The sequence below is a fragment of the Rhodanobacter sp. FW106-HT46G03 genome (genome assembly GCF_058789895.1).
This window is the reverse complement of the sequence record NZ_JBYTCC010000001.1, coordinates 463,763-484,980: the sequence shown is the minus strand read 5'-3', so window position 1 is coordinate 484,980 and position 21,218 is coordinate 463,763. Positions and strand designations below refer to the sequence as shown.

The window sequence follows — 21,218 nt, the reverse complement described above, 5'->3', positions numbered from 1 at the left end:
ACTGAACTGTGCGTGCGGCGTCGCCGCACGCCACGGAACCATCTCCCGCGTGATCGGTCGCAGGCGATCTACTGCGGTGGCAGGGCCGGCACCTGCTTGGCCAGTTCGCGCTGGCGGCGGATTTCGGCACGCAGCGCGCGGCGCCTGGCCTTGCGCTCGCGGTGGTCGTGCTGCCACAGGTACATCGCCGGAGTGGAGAGCAGGGTCAGGAGCTGCGACACCGCGAGTCCGCCCAGGATGGCGATGCCGAGCGGCTGGCGCATTTCCGAGCCGATGCCGAAACCGATCGCCAGCGGCAGCGCCGCACCCATCGCCACCAGCGTGGTCATGGTGATCGGGCGGAACCGCACCAGCGCCGCGTCGCGGATCGCGTCGGGTGCGGACAACCCGTGCTCGCGTTCGCGCACCAGCGCGAAATCCACCATCAGGATGGCGTTTTTCTTGACGATGCCGATCAGCATCAGCACCGCGATCACGCTCATCAACGTGAGCTGGGTGTGGGTGACCAGCATGGCCAGAAACGCACCGGCGCCGGCCGCCGGCAGGGTCGAAAGAATGGTGAGCGGGTGGATCAGGCTTTCGTACAGGATGCCGAGCACCACGTACATCGCGCCGATCACCGCGAGCAGGAGCAGCAGCGAGTTGGTGAGCGAATCGAGCAGGTCCTTGTTTTCGCCGGTGTAGCGCTTTTGCACGCCCGCCGGCAGTTGCGCGGCGGCAATCGCCTGGTCGACCAGCTTCATGCCGGTCACCGGCGTCACCCCCTTGGCCAGGTTGTAGCTGACGCGCGAGGACTCGACCTGGTTGTAATGCTGGATGCTGACCGGGGCGATGTGCGGGTGGATCCGCGCCACCGCCGAGAGCGGAACCATCTTGCCCTGGGTGTTGCGCACGTAGGTGTTGAGCAGCGCATCCGGACTCAGTGTGTCGGCCTTGTTCGAGGTGAGGATCACCTGGTACTGGTTGATGTCCGAGTAGATGGTGGACACCGGCGCCTGCCCGAACGCGTCGTTCAACGCGTCGTCCACCTGCGCCACGCCCAGGTGCAGGCGCGCCGCGGCGTCGCGATCCACCGCCAGCATCTGCTGTTTGCCAATGCTGTCGAAACTGGTGGTGACATCGCGGAACTGCGGCATCCTGCGCATCATCTGCGCCAACTTCAGCGTGGGCATCTGCAGTGCGACGCCGGCGGTGCTGGTGAGCTGGAACGAGTACTGCGGGCCGCCACTGTCGCCGCCGCCACCGCCACCGAAAAACTGCATCGGCGTCAACGAGAGGCGCAGGTCGGGCACGTTCGCAAACTGTTTGGACAGCCGATCCACCACCTCCTGCGCGGTGGCGTGGCGGTCGTTCGGGCCGTCGCCGTGCGGCCGCAGGTCCACGAACATGGTGGCGCGGTTGCCGACCGCGCCATTGTCGCCACCCTGCCGACCCAGCACAGTGGTGACATCGAGCACGTCGTGGTCGTGGCGCAGTTCGGCCGCCATCTCCTGCGTACGCTGCGCCATGCGCGTGGGCGAGATGTTGGCGTCGGCGGTGAGCTGCACCCGCATCATGCCAATGTCCTCCTTGGGCATCATGCCGCCGCCGGCGGTCATGCCGACCAGCACCGCGAGCAGCACCGTCAGCACCAGCAGGATCGGCGGCTGCCAGCGCATCAATCGGCGGTGGCGCAGCGACCAGTCCAGCGCGCGGGTGTAGACCGCGAGCATCCAGTGGTCGAAACGTTCGGCCAGCAGCTCCGCGCGGCCCGGCCGGCGTTCGGCCTGCGGCCGCTCCTGCTTCAGCCAGCGTCCGCACAGCGCGGGCGTGAGCGTGAGCGACACCACCGCGGAGATCACGATGGTGGCGATCAGCGTCACCGAAAACTCGCGCATCAGCAGGGTGAACATGTTGTGGCCGAACACCATCGGCCCGAAGATCGCGATCAGCGACAACGTGATCGAGATGACGGTGAAGCCGATTTCGCGCACGCCGGCCAGCGCCGCATCCAGCGGTCCCTTGCCCTGCTCCATGTGGCGCACGATGTTCTCGATCACCACGATCGCGTCGTCCACCACAAACCCGACGCACAGCACCAGCGCAATCAGCGAAAACAGGTTGAGCGTGAACCCCAGCGCCCACATCAGCACCAGCGCGCCGGCGAGCGACAGCGGCACGCTGAACATCGCGATCACCATCGGCCGCGTGCGCCGCAGGAACACCAGCATCACCAGCGCCACCATGACCACGCTCATGCCCAGCGCGATCTGCACCTCGTCCAGCGCCGACTGCGTGGTTTGCGTCAGGTCGAACACCGGCTGGATCGAGACATCCGCCGGCATCAGCGCGCGCAGCGCCGGCAGGCGCGCCAGGATCGCGCGCACCGTCGCCACCGAGTTGGCATCGGCGCGCTTGTTGATCTGCATGAGCACCGCGCGCTGGCCGTTGAACCACGCTGCCTGATACTTGTCGGCCTGACCGCCGGTGATCGTCGCCACGTCCGCCAGGCGCACCGGCACGCCATTGTGGGTAGCTACGATGAGCTTGGAAAAATCATCCACCGTGTGCAGCGCATCGTTCGCGCCGATCATGAACTGCATGCGGCCGTTGCCGATGGCACCCTGTGGCGCGGTGACGTTGGCGGCGCGCAGCGCATTGGCAATGTCGTTGGAAGTGATGCCGGCGTGCGCCAGCGCCGCGCTGTTGAGCGCCACGCGCACCGCATGCGGCGAGCCGCCGCCCACGCCCACCTGCGCCACGCCGGGGATCTGCGCCATCGCTGGCTGCAGCAGGGTTTGCGTCAAGTCGTAGAGCTTGTCCGGCGGCAGGCTGGACGAGGTCAGCGTGATCAGCAGGATGGGAATCTGCGAGGTGTCGAACTTGAAATACTGCGGCGGCACCATGCCGGTGGGCAGGTCGGGCTGCGCCGCGTTGATCGCCTGCTGCACGTCGCGCGCCGCCTCGTCGGCATTGCGGCTCATGTCGAACATGATCTGGATCTGCACCGCGCCCTCGGCCGCGGAGCCGTACATCTCCTTGACGCCGGGAATGCGCCCGAGGTGCCGTTCCAGCGGTGACATCACGGTGTTCGCCATCACCTGCGCGCTGGCGCCCGGCATCTGCGCCATCACGCCGACGCCGGGAAACTCGATCGACGGCAACGCCGCCACGCCAAGCAGCAGATAAGCCCACACGCCGGCCATTGCCAGCCCGATGGCCAGCAGCGAGGTGCCGATCGGGCGGCGGATCATGGGTGCAAAAACGTTCACGTGTCCTCCGTGGCGCGCAAGCATAACGGGAGAACCCGGCGGCACCGTGGCAGCGTGGCGGCACTCCCGGACATGCCGCCTTTATGCACCCATCCGCACCCGCCGCGTATGTGCCGAGAGGCAGGCCCTGCCATTAGGCATGGGGATTGGGGATACGGGATTGGGGATTCGCACGAGCCGTCCCGTCGCAGCTCTTCCGTATCCCGCGCATCCGTTCCAGAAACCCCGTGGCTCGCCGGGATTTTGCCTGTCCGTATCCCCAATCCCGCATCCCTGATCCCGGCTTCACGGCTTCACGGCTTCACGGCTTCCAACGCAGCGTGAGCGACCAGGTACGCCCCGGCTGGTTGTAGTAGTAGACCGTCTCGTAGCGACGGTCGAAGGCATTTGCCAGGCGGCCTTCGAGCTGCCACGCCGGCGCCAGTTGCCAGCTTGCGCGCAGCGCGAGGGTGCCGTAGCCGGCAAGGCGACGGGTGTTGGCCACGTCGTCGTAGCTGTGGCTGGCGGCGTACCACGTGGTGCCGAGGCCGAAGGCGCCGAAGCGGCGGTCGAGGTCGACGCGCAGCGTGCGTTCCGGGCGCCGGTTGAGCAGTTTGCCGTCGTTCGTGCCGCCATCGTCATTCTTCGGCTGCTGCAACGTGAGATACGCCGCGAGCTGCCAGCCGGCCAGCGTGGCGCCCGCCTGGCCTTCGAGTCCGCGGATGCGCGCGCGCGACAGGTTGAACGGCACGTAGTTGCGCGTGGCGTCGAGCAGGATCATCTGGTTGATGCGCGTCTGGTACGCGTTCAGCGCCCAGTGCCAGCCGTCGCCCTGCTGCTGCACGCCCAGCTCGGCACTGCGCGAGGTTTCCGGCCTGAGCTGCGGGTTGGCCGAAGCCATGCCGAAAAACGGCGGGAAATACAGGTCGTTGAACGTGGGCGCATGGAACGCGGTGCCATAGCTGGCGGAGACCCGCAGGCCGTGGTCGAAGGCGTAGCCCCACGCCAGCGCGCCGGTGCTGTGGTTGCCGAACTGGCCGCTGTGGTCGCGCCGCGCCGATGCCTGCAGCGTGTTCGCGCCCCAGCTGGCCTGGTACTGCGCAAACACGCCGGTATCCAGGCGGCGATCGGCAAGATAGCCGGTGGAGCTGTCCACGTGCTCGCGCTGCCAGTCGACGCCGGCGGTCAACAGCTGGCCGGGCGCCAGCGTGACATCGTTCTGCCAGCTGGCCTGGTCGCGGCGGGAATTGGCGTAACCGGTCTGCCGGCGCGGGTAATACGCACCCAGATACGTGCCCTGGTAATAGGTGGTGGAGAGATCCTTGCTCTGCCCAGCGCTGAGCATCACCTTCCACGCCGCTAGCGGCGCAAACGCCAGCCGCGCGCCGCCCAACCGCTGCTCCTGCAGCGCGCGGTTGCTGCCGAACGGACTGCCGGCGTACTCGACAAAGTTGCGGCTGCGCAGCCAGTTGCCGGACAGCTCGGCGCCGTTGTCCCAGCGCCAGCCGCCGCTCAATGCGCCGTTCCAGTTGCGGAACGCGTCGTTGCGCGGGTCATCCACGAAGCAGCCGGCGAAGGCCTCCGCGGCGCCCATCTTGCAGGCTGGAAAACCACGCGTGTACTGCCCGCCGAGGCTGGCGTTGTACCAGGCGTGCGCGTCGCCGCCGGAAAGACCCAGCGTGCTGCCGGCCAGCCCACGGCTGCCCACGGTGACGCTCATCGACGGCACGGTGCCGCCATTCGGACGGCCGTGGCGGGTGAAGATCTGGATCACCCCGCCGATCGCGTCCGGCCCATACAGGCTCGAGCGCGGGCCGCGCACGATCTCGATGCGCTCAATCTGGTCCACCGGCAACTGCTGGATGGCGGCAAAGCCGGCGGTGACCGAACCGATGCGCACGCCGTCGATCAGCACCAGCGTGTGGTTGGCGTTGCTGCCGCGCAGCGACAACGTGCTGAGCTGGCCCAGGCCGCCGTATTGCGCGATCGCTACGCCCGGCAGGCCGGTCAGCAGGTCCTGCACCGAGAGCGGTTGCAAGCGCTCGATGTCGGCACGCGTGACGATGGTGACCGCGGAGAGCGTGTCGTCCACCGTCACCGGCGTGCGGGTGGCGGTCACCACCACCGGATCGAGGGCACTCGCGGCGTTCTGGTCGGCAGCGTAGGCAGGCAGCATGCAGGTCATCAGCGCCGCTGCAAGCAAGGTCTTGTTCATTGCAATCCTCAGCCGCACACCCGTGCGGCGCATGGTCGTCACCACGCCAGCGCACGCAAGGAAGCGGGAGAGAAGCGCCACGGCCATGCCGGACACATCTGTCCAGCCACGCCCACCGCGCGCCAGCAGTCATGTCCAGGCCGGTCTCCGGGCTCGTGAGCGGGCATCGCCCCGCGTGGCGCCTTCCCGTGCGTGTTCGCACAGTGGCGGATGGCCGCGCGTTGACTCACTTACCGTTGCGGGGGCAGCGCCGGCCTTGCGGATACCCCGCGCACCGGCTTCCCGTTTCATCCCGCCGGCAAACGCCGCCGGGACACCAGAACGCCGCGCAGTCTAGCAGCTCGCTCCCGCTGGGTCGGAATTCATCTCAACGTGGCCTCTCGCGCAGAGTCCGCCGGGATGAAGCCCGTCCCACGACGCGCCTTCGCCGCCGAGCGCTCTTCCGATTTCCGATGCCCAAGACCAACCGGCATGCCCCGCGCGCTGCTACCACTTGTCGCCCGCGATCCAGGTGTGCTGCACGCGGCAGTCGGGGGTCATGGCGACGAGGTCAGCCTGACAGCCGACGGCGATGCGGCCGTGGGTGGCGGCGAGGCCGAGGTAGTCAGCCGGGTATGCGCTGGCCATGCGCACGGCTTCGGCCAGCGGCTGGTCGAGCAGATTGACGGCGTTGCGCACGGCGCTGGCCATGTCGAGCGCGGAGCCGGCGAGCACGCCGGCGGCGGTCTGGCAGATGCCGTCCTTCGCGGTGATGGTCTCGCCATTCAGTACGTAACTGGGGTCGGCGGCGCCGACCGGCGGCATGGCGTCGGTGACCAGCACGATCTTGCCGGACGCCTTCGCCGCAATGGCATTGCGCAGGCTGGCCGGGTGCACGTGGTGGCCGTCGGCGATGATGCCGCACCAGCTGCCGGCGTCGTCCAGCGCGGCGCCGACCACGCCGGGCGCGCGGCTGCCGAACGGCGTCATGGCGTTGAAGAGATGGGTGAAGCCGCGCACGCCGGCAGCAAGGGCGGCGCGCACGGTGGCGTAGTCGGCGGCGGTGTGGCCGGCGTTGACGATGACGCCGGCGGCGGCGAGCCGCGCGATCATTTCGTGCGGTACGCGCTCGGGTGCCAGGGTCAGCACGCGCACCCCGCGGTGCGGCGCAGTGAGCAGTTGCAGCTCGTCCTCGCGGGGCACGTGGAACCACTTGGCGTCGTGCACGCCCTTGCGCTCGGGCGCGAGGAACGGACCTTCCAGATGCACGCCGAGCAGGCCCGGCACGCCTTCGGCAAATGCCTGCTCGATGGCGGCCAGCGCTGCGCGCATCACTTCCGGGCTGTCGCTGATGAGCGTGGGCAGGAAACCGGTGGTGCCGAACTGCCGGTGCGCGGCGCCAATGGTGCGGATGGTGTCCACCGTGGGCGCGGCGTTGAACAACACGCCGCCGCCGCCATTGACCTGCACGTCGATGAAGCCGGGCACCAGCAGCGCACCGGCCAGATCGTCCGCCTGCGCGGCGCGCACCTGCGGGTGATCCATCGGCAACAGCGCCGCGATGCGTGCGCCGTCGATCAGCACCGCAAGATCGTCGCGCCAGCCGTGGGCGGTGAGGACTTTGGCGTGGGTCAGGGCGGTTGGCATATAGAGGCCTATACGGCTGAATGATGGAATCGAAACCGAGCGCTGGAGCGGCAACGCGGTCGAGCCAGAGCCTTTACCGATGCTGGGCAAGGGCTCCTGCCCCTGCCCGGCTCGCCACCAACGGGCGTAGCCCGTAGGTGGCTCCGTCGGCCACCCGCCTTGCAGGCGACCGACGTGCGGCCCATCCATGGGCCGCGATTCCGGGGCTCGCGGGGCCGCGCGAAATCAAACGGTCTCGGTGACCTTGTTGAGGTGTGGCGGCACATCCGGATTGAACCCACGGGCCAGCGCCAGCGCGCTGGTGGCGCGGTAAAAGCTCTGGATCGTCAGCAGTGGGGTGAACATCGGCGGCAGGCCGGCGGCGAGCGGCAGGAATCCGTTGCCGGTCTTGCCCGGCGCGGCCACCAGCACGTTCGCGCCGCGACCGCGGAACTCGTCGGCGACTGCGAGCGTGCCGCCCAGCGACTCGTCGTCCTGCGCAAAGCACAGCACCGGGAAATGCGGGCCAACCAGCGCCATCGGGCCGTGCTTGACCTCGGCGGCGCTGAACGCCTCGGCATGCAGGCCGCTGGTTTCCTTGAACTTGAGCGCGGCTTCGAGCGCCGCCGCAAAGCCGTAGCCGCGACCGAGCACGAACAGGTTGTGCGCGCCTTTCAGTACCTCGACCAGCGGCGACCAGTCCGCCCCCCAACCGGCGCGCAGTTCATCCGGCAACGCCTTGAGCGTGGCCAGCAACTTGGCATCGCCGTGCCAATGCGCGGCCAGTTGCAGGATCGCGGCCAGCGCAGCGAGATAGCTCTTGGTGGCTGCCACGCTGCGCTCCGGGCCGGCGTGCAGCGGGATCACGGTATCGGCCAGCGCGGCCAGCGGCGAATCCTCGACGTTGACCAGCGCTACCACGCGCGCGCCAGTCGCCTTGGCCGCCTGCGCATTGCGCACCAGGTCGGGGCTCTTGCCCGATTGCGAGATGGCGATGAACAACGCGCCCTCCCACTTTTGCGGCGCAGCGTACACCGAGGTGACCGAGGGCGAGGCCGATGCGGTGACGACGCCGAGCTGGGTTTCGAACACGTACTTGGCATACGCCGCCGCGTGGTCGGAGCTGCCGCGCGCGCAGGTGACGATGAAGCGCGGCGGCGCCTTGCGCAGCGCCGCAGCCAGCTCGGCGACGACCCGCTCGTTGGCCAGAAACTGGCGGGCTACCACGTCGGCGGTTTCGTGCGCCTCACGGAACATCAGGGTGTCGCTGGCTTGCATGATTTCCTCGCGTCAAGGTTGCCGCACACGGCAACCGGTGGATTCAGTCGGCGTGCAACTCGGCCACAAAGTCGTAGATGTCGCCGCGGTACCAGGAACAGGTGAACTCGACCACCCGGCCATCGTCCAGAAAGCTGCGTCGCTCGATGCTGAGCCCGGCGCTGCCGGCGGCCACGTGCAGCAAACGCGCCTGCTGCGCGTTGAGCGACACCGCGCGCAGGCGCTGCAACGCGCGCCGGGGCCGGCAACCCAGCGCGCCCAACGCTTCGTACAGGGAGTCGTGCACCAGCATCGGGTCCGGCAACAGATTGGCCGGCACCACGCTGCGCTCGATCGCCAGTGGTTCGTTCTGGCCATAGCGCACGCGGTGCAGGCGCACCACCAGCGAGCCGGGCGACAGGTTCATCGCCATCGACTCCTCGGGCGTGACTTCGCCGATGGTGCGCTCGAAAAACTCGGAACGCGGATGCAGGCCGCGGTCGCGCAAATCCTCGGTAAAGCTGGACAGCCGCGACATCGGTTTCTCGATGCGCTCGGCAATGAAGGTACCGGCGCCGTGGCGCTGGGTCAGCAAGCCCTCTTCGACCAGCCCCGCAATGGCCTTGCGCACGGTGACGCGCGAAAGCTTCAGGTTTTGCGACAGATCGCGCTCGCTGGGCAGCGCCTGGCCCGGCTCGATGGTGTGCTGTTCGACCACGTTGCGGATGGCGCTGCGCAAGCGCAGGTAGGCCAGCGGCTGATGACTGGCCGGATCGCGACAGATCCGGCGGTATTCGCGGGCAAGGGCGTTTTCCATCCGTAGAAGATACCAATAGCAAACCATTGACCGCAAGCTGGATGGACGTCCAATCGTTCAAGCAAGGTGAAAACCCGGTAATCCTGCGGCCTGCGTGGGCACAATGAATTCGTATGCAGGAGTGCGCTTGTGCTGGTATTTCACTGGTACTATCGTCGACGCGAGGGCGGAATCCACCCCTACCGCCCATCTCCCCGGCTGCGAGGTGATTGCGTGACGGCTACTTTGTACAAGGTCGAACCGTTCGACCTGGTGATTTTCGGCGGCACTGGCGACCTTGCCCTGCGCAAGCTGCTGCCGGCCTTGTTCCATCGCCATGCGGACGGCCAAATACCGGCCGCGAGCCGCATCATCGGCGTGGCACGCGAGAAGCTCACCGACGATGCCTACCGCGCACAGTTGCGCGAAGTGCTGGTGCGCAAGGGTGCCGAGCCGGCCAAGCTTGACGCCTTCCTGGCCCAGGTCGACTACCGCCCGCTGGATGCGCGCAAGGACGATGGTTGGGAGGCGTTTGCCGCGTACATCAAGGGGCAACCCGAGCACGTGCGCGTGTTCTACATGTCGACGTCGCCCGAGTTGTACGTGGACATCTGCCATCGCCTGGCCGGCCACGGCCTGAACGGCGAGGGCTCGCGCGTGGTCCTGGAAAAGCCGATCGGCCGCGATCTCGCCAGCGCCAACCGCATCAACGATCTGGTCGGCGAGGTGTTCAGCGAATCGCAAACTTTCCGCATCGACCACTACCTCGGCAAGGAGACGGTGCAGAACCTGTTGGCGCTGCGCTTCGGCAATGCCTTGTTCGAGCCGCTGTGGAACGCCGACCACATCGACCACGTGCAGATCACCGTGGCCGAGACCTTGGGCATCGGCCGTCGTGCCGGCTACTACGACCATGCCGGCGCGCTGCGCGACATGGTGCAAAACCATTTGCTGCAACTGTTGTGCATGGTGGCGATGGAAGCCCCGGCCTCGCTCGCACCCGACGCGGTGCGCGACGAGAAACTCAAGGTGCTGCGCTCGCTCAAGCCGATCGCCGGCAGCGAGGTGTCGCAGTTCACCGTGCGGGGCCAATACCGTGCCGGCGTGGCCGAGGGGCAGGCGGTGCCGGGGTATGCCGAGGAGTTGAACGGCGCGAAATCCGATACCGAAACCTTCGTGGCGCTCAAGGCCGAAATCGAAAACTGGCGCTGGGCCGGAGTGCCGTTCTACCTGCGCACCGGCAAGCGCCTGCCGCAGCACGTGTCCGAGATCGTGGTGGCGTTCAAGCGCGTGCCGCATTCCATCTTCGGCACCAAGGTCGGCACGCTCGCACAGGACAAGCTGGTGTTGCGCCTGCAGCCGGACGAGGGCGTCAAGCTTTCGGTCAACATCAAGGACCCCGGCCCCGGCGGCATGCGCCTGCGCCACGTGCCGCTCGACATGAGCTTTGCCGAGGCATTCGGCGTCACCCAGCCGGACGCCTACGAGCGCCTGTTGCTGGATGTGGTGCGCGGCAACCCGACACTGTTCATGCGCCGCGACGAGGTGGAAGCCGCGTGGAAGTGGATCGATCCCATCCTTGCCGGCTGGGCGGCGAGCGGCGAAGCGCCGCGCCCGTACGCTTCCGGCAGTTGGGGCCCGAGCGCATCGGTGGCGCTGATCGAACGCGACGGCCGCACCTGGCACGAGGACAGCGAGTGAACATGGCGCCCAACCTCACCAGCCACCACTTCACGCAGGCCGCCGCCCAGGCCAGCGCGCTGGCGGAGCGCGTCGCCGCGCAGCTGCGCGACGGCATCGCGGCACGCGGACGTGCACTGGTCGCGGTCTCCGGCGGTACCACACCCGCCGCGTTTTTTGCCGAGCTGGCCAGGCAAGTGTTGGATTGGGCGCGGGTCACCGTAACCCTGGTCGACGAGCGCTGGGTGCCGGATACCGATCCGCGCTCGAACGCGAAACTGGTCAAGGAGACCCTGCTGCAAGGGCCCGCGGCGGCCGCCACGTTCGTGCCGCTATACACCGGCGCCGCCACGCCCGAGGCCGGGTTGGCGGATGCCGCCACGCGCATCGCCGCGCTGCCGCTGCCGTTCGACGCGGTACTGCTCGGCATGGGCGACGACGGCCACACGGCGTCGTTCTTCCCCGGTGGCGATCACCTGGCCGAAGCCACCGATCCGCGCACGCTGGCGCAGGTGCTGCCGATGCGCGCCACGCGCGCCGGCGAGCCACGCATCACGCTCACGCTGCCGGTGCTGCTGGCCACGCGCGCGCTGTACCTCTTGATCCGTGGCGCGAAAAAACGCGACCTGATCGCCGACGTGCGGCTGGGCATGGACAGCGCCAAGGATTACCCGGTACGCGCCGTCGTGCACCAAGCGCAGGTGCCGGTGGCGGTTTACTGGGCACCGTGAAATACGAGCGATCCATGGACGGTCTGCGCACCGCAAGACCAGCGGCCATGGATGGCCGCACGTCAGCCAGCAGCAGGGTCGCTGGCTGACGGAAGTGGGCTTGGCGACGCCAAGCCCGCCGAGCCTTGCCAAGGCAGGACTGCACTGGCGAGGCACAAGTTAAGTTCCTTTCGCAGACACAGCATCAGAGCCACACCGCCGTGCCTGATGTCAAAAACGGGCTCCTGCCCGTTTTTGACTCGCCTTTGCTGGGCCTGGCCCGGCAAAGGCTCCGCGACACCAGCGCCATGTGCTGGTGTCGCGGCGGGCCACCCTTGGCCCGCGCATCGCAAGCCCCAACGCCGCCGGAGTTCCGCCATGACCACCCTCCATCCCGTCCTCGCCGAAGTCACCGCCCGTATCGTCGAACGCAGCCGCCCCACGCGCACGGCCTACCTCGCGCGGATCGACGCCGCGAAAGCCCAGGGCGTGTATCGCCACCGCCTCGGCTGCTCCAACCTCGCGCACAGCTTTGCCGCCGCACCGGACGCGGACAAGAGCAAGCTGCGCGGCAAGATCACGCCCAGCATCGGCATCGTCACCGCGTACAACGACATGCTCTCGGCGCACCAGCCGTACGAGCCCTACCCGGTGGAAATCCGCAAGGCCGCGCGCCTGGTCGGTGCGGTAGCGCAGGTGGCCGGCGGCGTGCCGGCGATGTGCGACGGCATCACCCAGGGCCGCGCCGGCATGGAGCTGAGCCTCTTCTCGCGCGAAGTGATCGCGATGGCGGCGGCGGTCGCGCTCTCGCACGACACCTTCGACGCCGCGCTGATGCTCGGCATCTGCGACAAGATCGTGCCGGGCCTGCTCACCGCCGCGCTGTCATTCGGCCACATCCCCACCATCCTGGTGCCGGCCGGGCCGATGACCAGCGGGCTGTCCAACCCCGAAAAATCGAAAGTGCGCCAGCGCTACGCCGAGGGCAAGGCCGACCGCGACGAGCTGCTCGAAGCCGAGTCGGCCGCCTACCACGCGCCAGGCACCTGCACCTTCTACGGCACCGCCAACTCCAACCAGATGCTGATGGAGATCATGGGCGTGCACCTGCCGGGAGCGAGCTTCGTCCACCCCAACACGCCGCTGCGCGAAGCGCTTACCCGCGCCGCGACATTCCGCGCCGCGCAGATCACCGCGCTGGGCGACGACTACACGCCGATCGGCCGCGTGCTGGACGAACGCGCCTTCGTCAACGGCATCGTCGGCCTGCACGCGACCGGAGGCTCCACCAATCACCTGCTGCACCTGGTGGCCGTGGCGCGCGCCGGCGGCATCGTACTCACGCTGGACGATTTCGACGCGCTCTCGCGCGTGGTGCCGCTGATGGCCCGCGTGTACCCCAACGGCAGCGCGGACGTGAACACCTTCCACACCGCCGGCGGCATGCCGTTCCTGATCGGCTCGCTGCTGGATGCCGGGCTGCTGCATCCGGACGTCCAAACGGTATGGGGCAAGGGCCTGGCGCCGTACCGCAAAATGCCCGCGCTGGAAGCCAGCGGCCGACTGGTGTGGAACGACGTCGGCCCCAGCGGCAACCTCGACGTGCTGCGCCCGGCCAACGAGCCGTTCCGCAAGGACGGTGGCCTGCGCGTGCTGCGCGGCAACCTCGGCTGCGCCGTCATCAAGGTGTCGTCCATCCCGGATGACCGCAAGGTGGTCGAAGCACCCGCACTCGTCTTCAACGACCAGGAAGAAGTGCAGGCCGCGTTCAACCGCGGCGAGCTCAACCGCGATTTCGTCGCCGTGGTGCGCTTCCAGGGCCCGAAAGCCAACGGCATGCCCGAGCTGCACAAGCTCACGCCGCCGCTCTCCGTGTTGCAGGCGCGCGGCCACCACGTGGCGCTGATCACCGACGGCCGCATGTCCGGCGCCTCCGGCAAGGTGCCGGCAGCAATCCACGTCACTCCCGAAGCGGTGGACGGCGGTGCCATCGGAAAATTGCGCGAAGGCGACGTCATCCGCCTCGATGCCGAAGCCGGCACGCTGGAAGTGAAAGTCGACGCCGCCGAATGGGCCGCGCGCGCACAGGCGCACATCGACCTCTCCGCACACCACGTCGGCATGGGCCGCGAACTGTTCGCCCCGTTCCGCAACGCGGTTGGCACCGCCGATGCCGGCGTCACCGTGTTCGGCACCGTCGACCGGCATCATCTCGCCGACGCGTGACCGCAAAAGGCAAAAAGGGGTCACCATTTCGCCGTCCGGGTCAATAGGCACGCACTTGCTCTTCTCCGGCCGCGCCGAAGGGCAGGTGCCCGCCTTGCCGCTGACCACCAGCCGCTGTGTTTCATGCGGCGCGAAGATCGCGCCAGTCACCGTTCTGGTTAGGGCCGCATCAGCGGCCCTTGTTGCTTGCCAAACACTCATCGGTCATCGCGGATCCCGTCCAGGTGCACGACATGCGTGGCACAGGATCACGGGCTCAAGGCCCAACCTTTTGTGGCTCGGTCCGCGTGCGGTCTTGCGTCCAACACGGGTGCCGACGGCCGCGACCTTTCAGGTTTGCTGGCTCGAAGCCACACCCCGTTTCCGGCCTGCGACCGTCAGCGTGATCAGCCGAAGGCGCGCGTGAGATCGAACGCCGTGCCTTCGTGCAGCATGTGGTAACAGGCGCGGGCCAGCTTGTGCGCAACAGCCTTGATCGCCACGACGCGGTGCTTGCGGGCACGCTTGCGCTCGTACCAGCGCCGGATCGACGGATCGAAGCGCACCGCATAGTTGGCCGCTTCCATGAACGCCCAGCACAGGTAGCGATTGCCGCACTTGCGGTTGCCATGCCCCTTTCGCTTGCCGTTGGACAGCCGCACGCTCTCGACCATGCGGCAGTACGAGGCGTAGTCACCAACGGAAGCGAAGCGCTCGATGGCACCGCTCTCCAGCAGGATGGTCGTGCCCAGGATCGGACCAATGCCCGGCACGCTTTGCAGGCGCCCAAGCAGATCCGGTCGTACCACGTCCTTGTGAATCCAGCGTTCCAAGGTGGTGATCTGTTCCTGCAGGGTGAGCCACAGCTTGAACTGGATCAGCACGCCGAAACGAGTGGAAAGATCGGGAAACAGGTCGACCAGTTGCGACGGCGTCAGCTGTCGCAACTGGTTGGCCGACAGCTGTTTGCCTGTGCTGCGACTGAAACTGGACTGGATCGACAGCATCAACCGCACCGCCTGCCGCACCAAACTGAAGCGTCGACGCAGCAGGTCGCGGGTGCCGCGCTGCGCGCGGGGATAGATGTAGCCCTCCGGTAGTAAGCCGAGGCGCATCAACTGGGCCAGGTGCAGCGCGTCGCTGTCGTCGTCGCCGTGCTTGAGGCCGTCGTACTGCGGAATCGCCGTGGTGTTGACCAGATGGACGGCATAGCCATGGTCCATCAGGCCATCAACCAGCCAGTACCAGTTGTAGGTGGACTCCACCGCCACACCGACCAGCTCGTCCCGGTACGGGGCCAAGTCCGCCAGCAGGCGCGGCAAATCGTTGGGGCGCCGACGGCACAGCACCGGCTTGCCCTCGCCGTCCATGACCGCCAACACGCTGTTGCTGGAATGCAAATCGATCGCTGCGTAAAGTGACATGGCTGCCTCCTGTCGCTGGGCGACGTTGAAACCGTGGTAGTTCCAACGTACCGCCGAGCGCGGGAGGCGGCGACATGAGTCTTCAGAGTCAGTTTTCTGGGCGACCCGGTTACCCCGAAACGCTGCGGAAAACTGACTCTGACCCCTTTTTGTCCCCTCACCTCCCCCACACCCCACGAGCCCGCCATGACTTCGCAGGAAACCAAACAACAGCAGATCGCCGAGATCCTCGCCCTCGCCCCGGTGGTGCCGGTGGTGATCGTCGACACCGTCGCCCACGCGGTGCCGATGGCGCGCGCGCTCGTCGCCGGCGGCATCCGCAGCATCGAAGTCACGCTGCGCACACCGGCCGCGCTCGATGCCATCCGTGCCATCAGCGCCGAGGTACCCGATGCCATCGTCGGTGTCGGTACCGTGCTTGACGCCGCGCAACTCGAAGCCGCGCGCGTGGCCGGCGCGAAGTTCGCAGTGTCCCCTGGCGTCTCGCCCAAGCTGCTCGACGCTGCCGATGCCAGCGCGCTGCCGCTGTTGCCCGGCGTCGCCACCGTCGGCGAGGCCATGCACCTGCTCGAACGCGGCTACCGCCACCTGAAACTCTTCCCCGCCGTACCGGTCGGCGGCGTTGCCCTGCTCAAAGCCTGGGCCAGCCCGCTGCCGCAACTGCGCTTCTGCCCCACCGGCGGCATCAAACCGGAAACCGCGCGCGATTTCCTCGCCCTGCCTAACGTCGCCTGCGTGGGTGGCTCCTGGCTCACTCCCAAAGACAAACTCACCAACGGTGACTGGGTTGGCATCGAGCAATTGGCGCGCGCGGCGGCGGCGTTGCGGTAGGCGCGACCGCAAGCCGGCGGACAGGACCGGCTCTCTCAGTTCGATTGCAAAGGTCGATGGGAAACCGCAGCCCGCATTCCCCGGCGACCTTCCCCGCTTGCTCCGCCAGCCGACCGCAGCGCTCACGCAACACCGCGCGATGGCCAGGGGATGCTGCTGTCGTCGCACTGGTGCATGCGCGCATCGCCGCTGTCCAGCGGCTCAATCCCGGCAAGGTAGTCGAGGTTGATGAAATGGCCGCGGTGCACGCGCAAAAAGCGCGTCGACTCCATCCGCGATTCGATGCCGACCACGGTGCTGCGCAGCGGGTAGTCGCCCTGCGCACATACGGGTTCACATGGTTGCCCGCGGCCTGCAGCCACTCGATCTCGCGGGCCGCGACCAGGAACTCCTTGCCCAGCTTGCGCACCAGGAAGCGCTCGGGCCGCCCCATCAACTCCCCAGGCGGACCGTCATAGTTCGGCCAGCAAGTTCGCCTCGCCCTGCTGACGCAGTTGCCAGAGGCGGTAGAGCGCCAGCAAGCCGATGGCGGAGATCTGGATGCGCACCTCCTTCAGGTACTCGTAGCCGAAATTGACTCACCACAAGTCGAGGTCGCAAGGCCACACGGCCACGGCAGAAGGGTAGGGTGGCTGGAGCGCTCACCGGCGTCCCGGCCACCATTGCCCGATTGCAGGGGGATCCCGGGGTGACAGCTCAGGAAACCTCAACCACTCCCGGGTTTTCCCGTTCGGTTTACGGGCGAGATGCCGCAACCAGCCACAAGTGCAGACCCAGCGCCGTCGCCTGTTGCTGCAAGTCGACAAACTGCTTGGGATCCTTGACTACGATCGCCACGTCGCGTGGCACCAGCGGAGTCTTCGCCTTGGCCAAAGCCGCGCGCAGGACGGCGACTCGGAATTTCTCGCTGTGATCCACGATGACCAGCGGGTCGCGCGCGGGCGACTCCAGCACCCGCACCGCCATCTCCGTGTCGGCACTCGACCCCGCAGCCGCGGCCGGCATCAACGCCTCGATGAGCGGATTGACTTCGACGGCGTTGCCTACCATTACCGCCGAAGTCCAGTGGGTGGCCGCCAGCACGTCAACGCATTGCGAGCGTACAGCCGGCGCATCGCAAAGCGTCATTGGCCGGTGCGGCGAATTGGCGCCGGATGTCGGCGCAACTGTCTGGCAACCGGCAAGTACCGCCGACGCTAGGGCCATACACAGAAAACGATATGCCATCGTAACTTCTCCCTGTTGTTATTCCACCTGCAATGCACCGTAGGTATAACCAAACGGCTACAGATTCGCCGTTGTTGGCACAGCCAACACCGTGGCAAACCTCATTCACTTCTGCCTCAACCGCAATTTCCGCAATGTTACGTCACCCATTCCCATTACCGCCGTCGCCAATGCACCGTACCCAAAGCCGAAGTGGCTTGAGGCACCAAGCAAATTTACCGACTCCGCACTCAACTTTCCCCTACTCACCGATCTCGGTCGCCACCATGCGGTACTACCTTATGATTTGACAACCGCAAATAACGGTATCCACTCGGCAGGTCTCCATTTCGTTTCAACTTGGCTTATTGTAGCTACCGGCCTTGTACCGCCCGCCCAGTACTTGCGAAAACGTCAACCTGCGGCACCGACCCAGCGTGTGAGAGCGTCGAATGGCTCAGGAGGCTGCGACCACCATCCACGCCGGACATGTCGTTGCTAAAACAATCGGCGGCAGCGACGGGGTACGGGCAGCGGTCAGTCAAGTACCAGCCCCCGCTCAACGGCAATGATAGGGACTTTCACCCTTCAGTTCCACGCCGGAGGTGGCGTCCCTGATGACGACGGTGGCACCGGGGTGCGTGGAACAAAGCGCGTTGCGCGCCGTATAGATGCCACTTCCCTGGGTCAGGATTACCGTGTTCCCGCCGTTCGCCCCGTCCTGGAGCGATACCTTGTAGTTGCCGGAAAGCGTCACGCATCCCGACAGAAGCGCGGCCATTGAGGTCAGCGATACCGCGGAAATATGCTTGTATTTACCACTCATTCTGACTTCCTCCATGTACCCTTTGGCTTGATGATAACTGCATCGCCTATGGCGTCCCATACGTCATAGAGCGCTAACTTTCGAGGCCCGCTTTACCTCCTCGCTCTTATGTTGCAGGTTGTAGTCCCTCGCATCCTTCTTTATCTGGATTCGATTCGCGTCAAAAGTGGGCAAAGGCCTGTAATATAGTAGTATCGCCAGCAACGTAACGTACCGTGTTCGACATCACTTGCACATCAGCTTCTTCAGCTTGCCAGTGTACGTACCGGCGGCGCAGTCACGGGCCAGGGCCGCATCGTGGTAGGCCGCCGCTTGTTGCTTGTATTCCTCGATTTGTGCACCGGTCAGCGGGGTTATCTTTACCGCATTGACCAGTTTCCTCAACAACCCGCGGCGAGCGGCGAGCCATTGGGCATCCTGCACGACAGGGCGCTTGTATACCGCGTAGACAAGCATGGTGTGGGTGCTGTCGACCCGGTGCATGTATACCTCCCCAAGGAGGGCGAGTGCGCCTGGCTGTCTCACGACCACGGCCAACGGGGTGGATGCCGAGCCATCGGATGGATCGCCGTATTGGCTGTTGACAGGCAAGGCCAAGTCGTCCGGCCTACTTGACAGACTGGAGTATTGCCAAAACATGGCGTACTGCCACTGTATGCCATTGATAACTTCGACATTAGTAGTGATCTCACGGTTAAACGACCATTCGTCTGGGTAATATATAGAATGCGGCCTCTGATAGATCCACCTTGGGTCATAGAATTGCCCCGGAGAGATGTTATTCGCATCAGGTTTATAAAGGTGATTATTCGTATTTACTATCTGTCCATAGATTACGTCGTACGCATTCCATGCACCCATCGCCTTATCAACGTGGGTAAATGTGTCACGTGAAACATTAGCATCGTCATAGATGTCAGGGATCGGGGACTTCATAGGTGGCGCGCAGGTGTAATTAATACCGCTAGTCCACGAAGGGACATAGAGGGTGGATATCTTTAGCTCTAACCCCGTGAATACCCACGGCGACGCCTGGCACGCCAATAAGTTCAACGGCCACCGTTGCGCTGGATGGGGTATCGATCCGTCGTAAAAGCGTGAGTTGTCAAGCATACTCGTGCAGCCTAATAACATTATCAATGTCGTTGCTATGGCACTAAAAGTAAAAACTCTCATGGTATCGTCTCCGGAGTTAAGGAAAAGGGGTCGCCATTTCGCCGTCCGGGTCAATAGGCACGCACTTGCTCTTCTCCGGCCGCGCCGAAGGGCAGGTGCCCGCCTTGCCGCTGACCACCAGCCGCTGTGTTTCATGCGGCGCGAAGATCGCGCCAGTCACCGTTCTGGTTAGGGCCGCATCAGCGGCCCTTGTTGCTTGCCAAACACTCATCGGTCATCGCGGATCCCGTCCAGGTGCACGACATGCGTGGCACAGGATCACGGGCTCAAGGCCCAACCTTTTGTGGCTCGGTCCGCGTGCGGTCTTGCGTCCAACACGGGTGCCGACGGCCGCGACCTTTCAGGTTTGCTGGCTCGAAGCCACACCCCGTTTCCGGCCTGCGACCGTCAGCGTGATCAGCCGAAGGCGCGCGTGAGATCGAACGCCGTGCCTTCGTGCAGCATGTGGTAACAGGCGCGGGCCAGCTTGTGCGCAACAGCCTTGATCGCCACGACGCGGTGCTTGCGGGCACGCTTGCGCTCGTACCAGCGCCGGATCGACGGATCGAAGCGCACCGCATAGTTGGCCGCTTCCATGAACGCCCAGCACAGGTAGCGATTGCCGCACTTGCGGTTGCCATGCCCCTTTCGCTTGCCGTTGGACAGCCGCACGCTCTCGACCATGCGGCAGTACGAGGCGTAGTCACCAACGGAAGCGAAGCGCTCGATGGCACCGCTCTCCAGCAGGATGGTCGTGCCCAGGATCGGACCAATGCCCGGCACGCTTTGCAGGCGCCCAAGCAGATCCGGTCGTACCACGTCCTTGTGAATCCAGCGTTCCAAGGTGGTGATCTGTTCCTGCAGGGTGAGCCACAGCTTGAACTGGATCAGCACGCCGAAACGAGTGGAAAGATCGGGAAACAGGTCGACCAGTTGCGACGGCGTCAGCTGTCGCAACTGGTTGGCCGACAGCTGTTTGCCTGTGCTGCGACTGAAACTGGACTGGATCGACAGCATCAACCGCACCGCCTGCCGCACCAAACTGAAGCGTCGACGCAGCAGGTCGCGGGTGCCGCGCTGCGCGCGGGGATAGATGTAGCCCTCCGGTAGTAAGCCGAGGCGCATCAACTGGGCCAGGTGCAGCGCGTCGCTGTCGTCGTCGCCGTGCTTGAGGCCGTCGTACTGCGGAATCGCCGTGGTGTTGACCAGATGGACGGCATAGCCATGGTCCATCAGGCCATCAACCAGCCAGTACCAGTTGTAGGTGGACTCCACCGCCACACCGACCAGCTCGTCCCGGTACGGGGCCAAGTCCGCCAGCAGGCGCGGCAAATCGTTGGGGCGCCGACGGCACAGCACCGGCTTGCCCTCGCCGTCCATGACCGCCAACACGCTGTTGCTGGAATGCAAATCGATCGCTGCGTAAAGTGACATGGCTGCCTCCTGTCGCTGGGCGACGTTGAAACCGTGGTAGTTCCAACGTACCGCCGAGCGCGGGAGGCGGCGACATGAGTCTTCAGGTTCATTTCCTGCATGCCCACCACCACCTTGCCGCCCACCTGCCACTGCGTGTTGGCGTAGTCGCCGGTGTCCTGCTCGCCGGTAATGGTGAGGTCGTGGCCGACGTCGGTCAGCACGGTGTCGCCTTTCGCCTGCGTGCCCTGGATCGTGGCGTCGTGGCCGGCCGTCAGGCTCAGCGTGTCGGCCGCGCTCACCACTGTGTCGGCGTGCGTGCTGCTGTTGCCGTGCGCCTTGCCCTTGCCTACGCTGGCTTCGGTGTAGAAGCCGATGCCGTCGGTGCCGATGCAGGCCCACTCCGCCGCTGGCGTTCTTGTTGGTGCTCTGGAGGGTGTGCTGCTCGGTTTGGCTTTGTGAATAAATGAACCCAACCCCTTTTGTTAACCCCTTTTGTTACTTTCTGGCCGCTCACACTGCTGCCCACGGTCTGGGTCGCATCGGTGACCGAGTGCGTGGTGGGTTTGCTCATTGGCCTGTCGTGTTCGCGGCGGGCGCGGGCATTGCAGACGACGGGCACCATTTCTTTTCGAGCCAATTCCTCTCGGCGACCGGCTTGGTGC

15 protein-coding genes, 1 pseudogene and 1 riboswitch are annotated in these 21,218 nt (G+C 65.9%); of the genes and pseudogenes, 4 read left to right on the top strand and 12 right to left on the bottom strand.

What is annotated here, in order from left to right:
• Positions 1-68 precede the first annotated feature (68 nt).
• From AC3WP6_RS01920 to AC3WP6_RS01900, 5 genes are all read right to left on the bottom strand, one after another.
• A complete protein-coding gene (locus tag AC3WP6_RS01920) occupies positions 69-3,251 on the bottom strand; it encodes an efflux RND transporter permease subunit (RefSeq protein WP_492626106.1) in 3,183 nt (1,060 codons plus the stop codon).
• A 301-nt stretch (positions 3,252-3,552) separates the two neighbouring features.
• Complete coding sequence (locus AC3WP6_RS01915) at positions 3,553-5,445, bottom strand: TonB-dependent receptor domain-containing protein (protein WP_492626105.1); 1,893 nt, start codon at positions 5,443-5,445, stop codon at positions 3,553-3,555.
• A 121-nt stretch (positions 5,446-5,566) separates the two neighbouring features.
• Positions 5,567-5,781: riboswitch (cobalamin riboswitch) on the bottom strand.
• 150 nt (positions 5,782-5,931) lie between these two features.
• A complete protein-coding gene (nagA, locus tag AC3WP6_RS01910; protein ID WP_492626104.1) occupies positions 5,932-7,071 on the bottom strand; it encodes an N-acetylglucosamine-6-phosphate deacetylase in 1,140 nt (379 codons plus the stop codon).
• Positions 7,072-7,296: 225 nt separating this feature from the next.
• Positions 7,297-8,328 carry an SIS domain-containing protein gene (locus AC3WP6_RS01905; RefSeq protein WP_492626103.1) on the bottom strand — a complete coding sequence of 344 codons (1,032 nt, stop codon included), beginning with the start codon at positions 8,326-8,328 and terminating at the stop codon, positions 7,297-7,299.
• Between the two features lie 43 nt (positions 8,329-8,371).
• The gene (locus AC3WP6_RS01900) at positions 8,372-9,124 is read right to left on the bottom strand and encodes a GntR family transcriptional regulator (RefSeq protein WP_492626102.1); all 753 of its coding nucleotides are present in this window, start codon (positions 9,122-9,124) and stop codon (positions 8,372-8,374) included.
• Positions 9,125-9,337: 213 nt separating this feature from the next.
• Between AC3WP6_RS01900 and zwf the strand changes: the two genes are divergently transcribed.
• The 3 genes from zwf to edd all read left to right on the top strand — a co-directional run bounded on the left by zwf (position 9,338) and on the right by edd (position 13,719).
• Positions 9,338-10,804 carry a glucose-6-phosphate dehydrogenase gene (gene zwf, locus AC3WP6_RS01895; RefSeq protein ID WP_492626101.1) on the top strand — a complete coding sequence of 489 codons (1,467 nt, stop codon included), beginning with the start codon at positions 9,338-9,340 and terminating at the stop codon, positions 10,802-10,804.
• A 2-nt stretch (positions 10,805-10,806) separates the two neighbouring features.
• A complete protein-coding gene (pgl, locus tag AC3WP6_RS01890; protein ID WP_492626100.1) occupies positions 10,807-11,514 on the top strand; it encodes a 6-phosphogluconolactonase in 708 nt (235 codons plus the stop codon).
• A gap of 357 nt (positions 11,515-11,871) precedes the next feature.
• Complete coding sequence (gene edd / locus AC3WP6_RS01885; RefSeq protein ID WP_492626099.1) at positions 11,872-13,719, top strand: phosphogluconate dehydratase; 1,848 nt, start codon at positions 11,872-11,874, stop codon at positions 13,717-13,719.
• A 386-nt stretch (positions 13,720-14,105) separates the two neighbouring features.
• Here the strand turns inward: edd and AC3WP6_RS01880 are convergent, their stop codons facing one another.
• Positions 14,106-15,122 carry an IS110 family RNA-guided transposase gene (locus AC3WP6_RS01880; protein WP_492626093.1) on the bottom strand — a complete coding sequence of 339 codons (1,017 nt, stop codon included), beginning with the start codon at positions 15,120-15,122 and terminating at the stop codon, positions 14,106-14,108.
• 186 nt (positions 15,123-15,308) lie between these two features.
• On the opposite strand from AC3WP6_RS01880, the gene eda reads away from it, so the two are divergent.
• Positions 15,309-15,953: a bifunctional 4-hydroxy-2-oxoglutarate aldolase/2-dehydro-3-deoxy-phosphogluconate aldolase gene (gene eda, locus AC3WP6_RS01875; protein ID WP_492626098.1), complete on the top strand. Its 645-nt coding sequence runs from the start codon at positions 15,309-15,311 to the stop codon at positions 15,951-15,953.
• Positions 15,954-16,075: 122 nt separating this feature from the next.
• Here eda and AC3WP6_RS01870 read toward each other — a convergent pair whose 3' ends face one another.
• From AC3WP6_RS01870 to AC3WP6_RS01845, 6 genes and pseudogenes are all read right to left on the bottom strand, one after another.
• Positions 16,076-16,315, bottom strand: a complete 240-nt coding sequence (locus tag AC3WP6_RS01870) for a LytTR family DNA-binding domain-containing protein (RefSeq protein WP_492626097.1) — start codon at positions 16,313-16,315, stop codon at positions 16,076-16,078.
• A 373-nt stretch (positions 16,316-16,688) separates the two neighbouring features.
• Positions 16,689-17,003 carry a hypothetical protein gene (locus tag AC3WP6_RS01865; protein ID WP_492626096.1) on the bottom strand — a complete coding sequence of 105 codons (315 nt, stop codon included), beginning with the start codon at positions 17,001-17,003 and terminating at the stop codon, positions 16,689-16,691.
• A 715-nt stretch (positions 17,004-17,718) separates the two neighbouring features.
• On the bottom strand, positions 17,719-17,985 hold the full coding sequence (locus tag AC3WP6_RS01860; RefSeq protein WP_492626095.1) for a hypothetical protein: 267 nt from the start codon (positions 17,983-17,985) through the stop codon (positions 17,719-17,721).
• A 225-nt stretch (positions 17,986-18,210) separates the two neighbouring features.
• The gene (locus tag AC3WP6_RS01855; protein WP_492626094.1) at positions 18,211-18,468 is read right to left on the bottom strand and encodes a hypothetical protein; all 258 of its coding nucleotides are present in this window, start codon (positions 18,466-18,468) and stop codon (positions 18,211-18,213) included.
• Between the two features lie 1,089 nt (positions 18,469-19,557).
• Positions 19,558-20,574, bottom strand: coding sequence for an IS110 family RNA-guided transposase (locus AC3WP6_RS01850; protein ID WP_492626093.1), 1,017 nt, complete (start codon positions 20,572-20,574; stop codon positions 19,558-19,560).
• A gap of 185 nt (positions 20,575-20,759) precedes the next feature.
• Positions 20,760-21,029: pseudogene (locus AC3WP6_RS01845) on the bottom strand (hemagglutinin repeat-containing protein); the annotation flags it as partial.
• Positions 21,030-21,218: the final 189 nt, after the last annotated feature.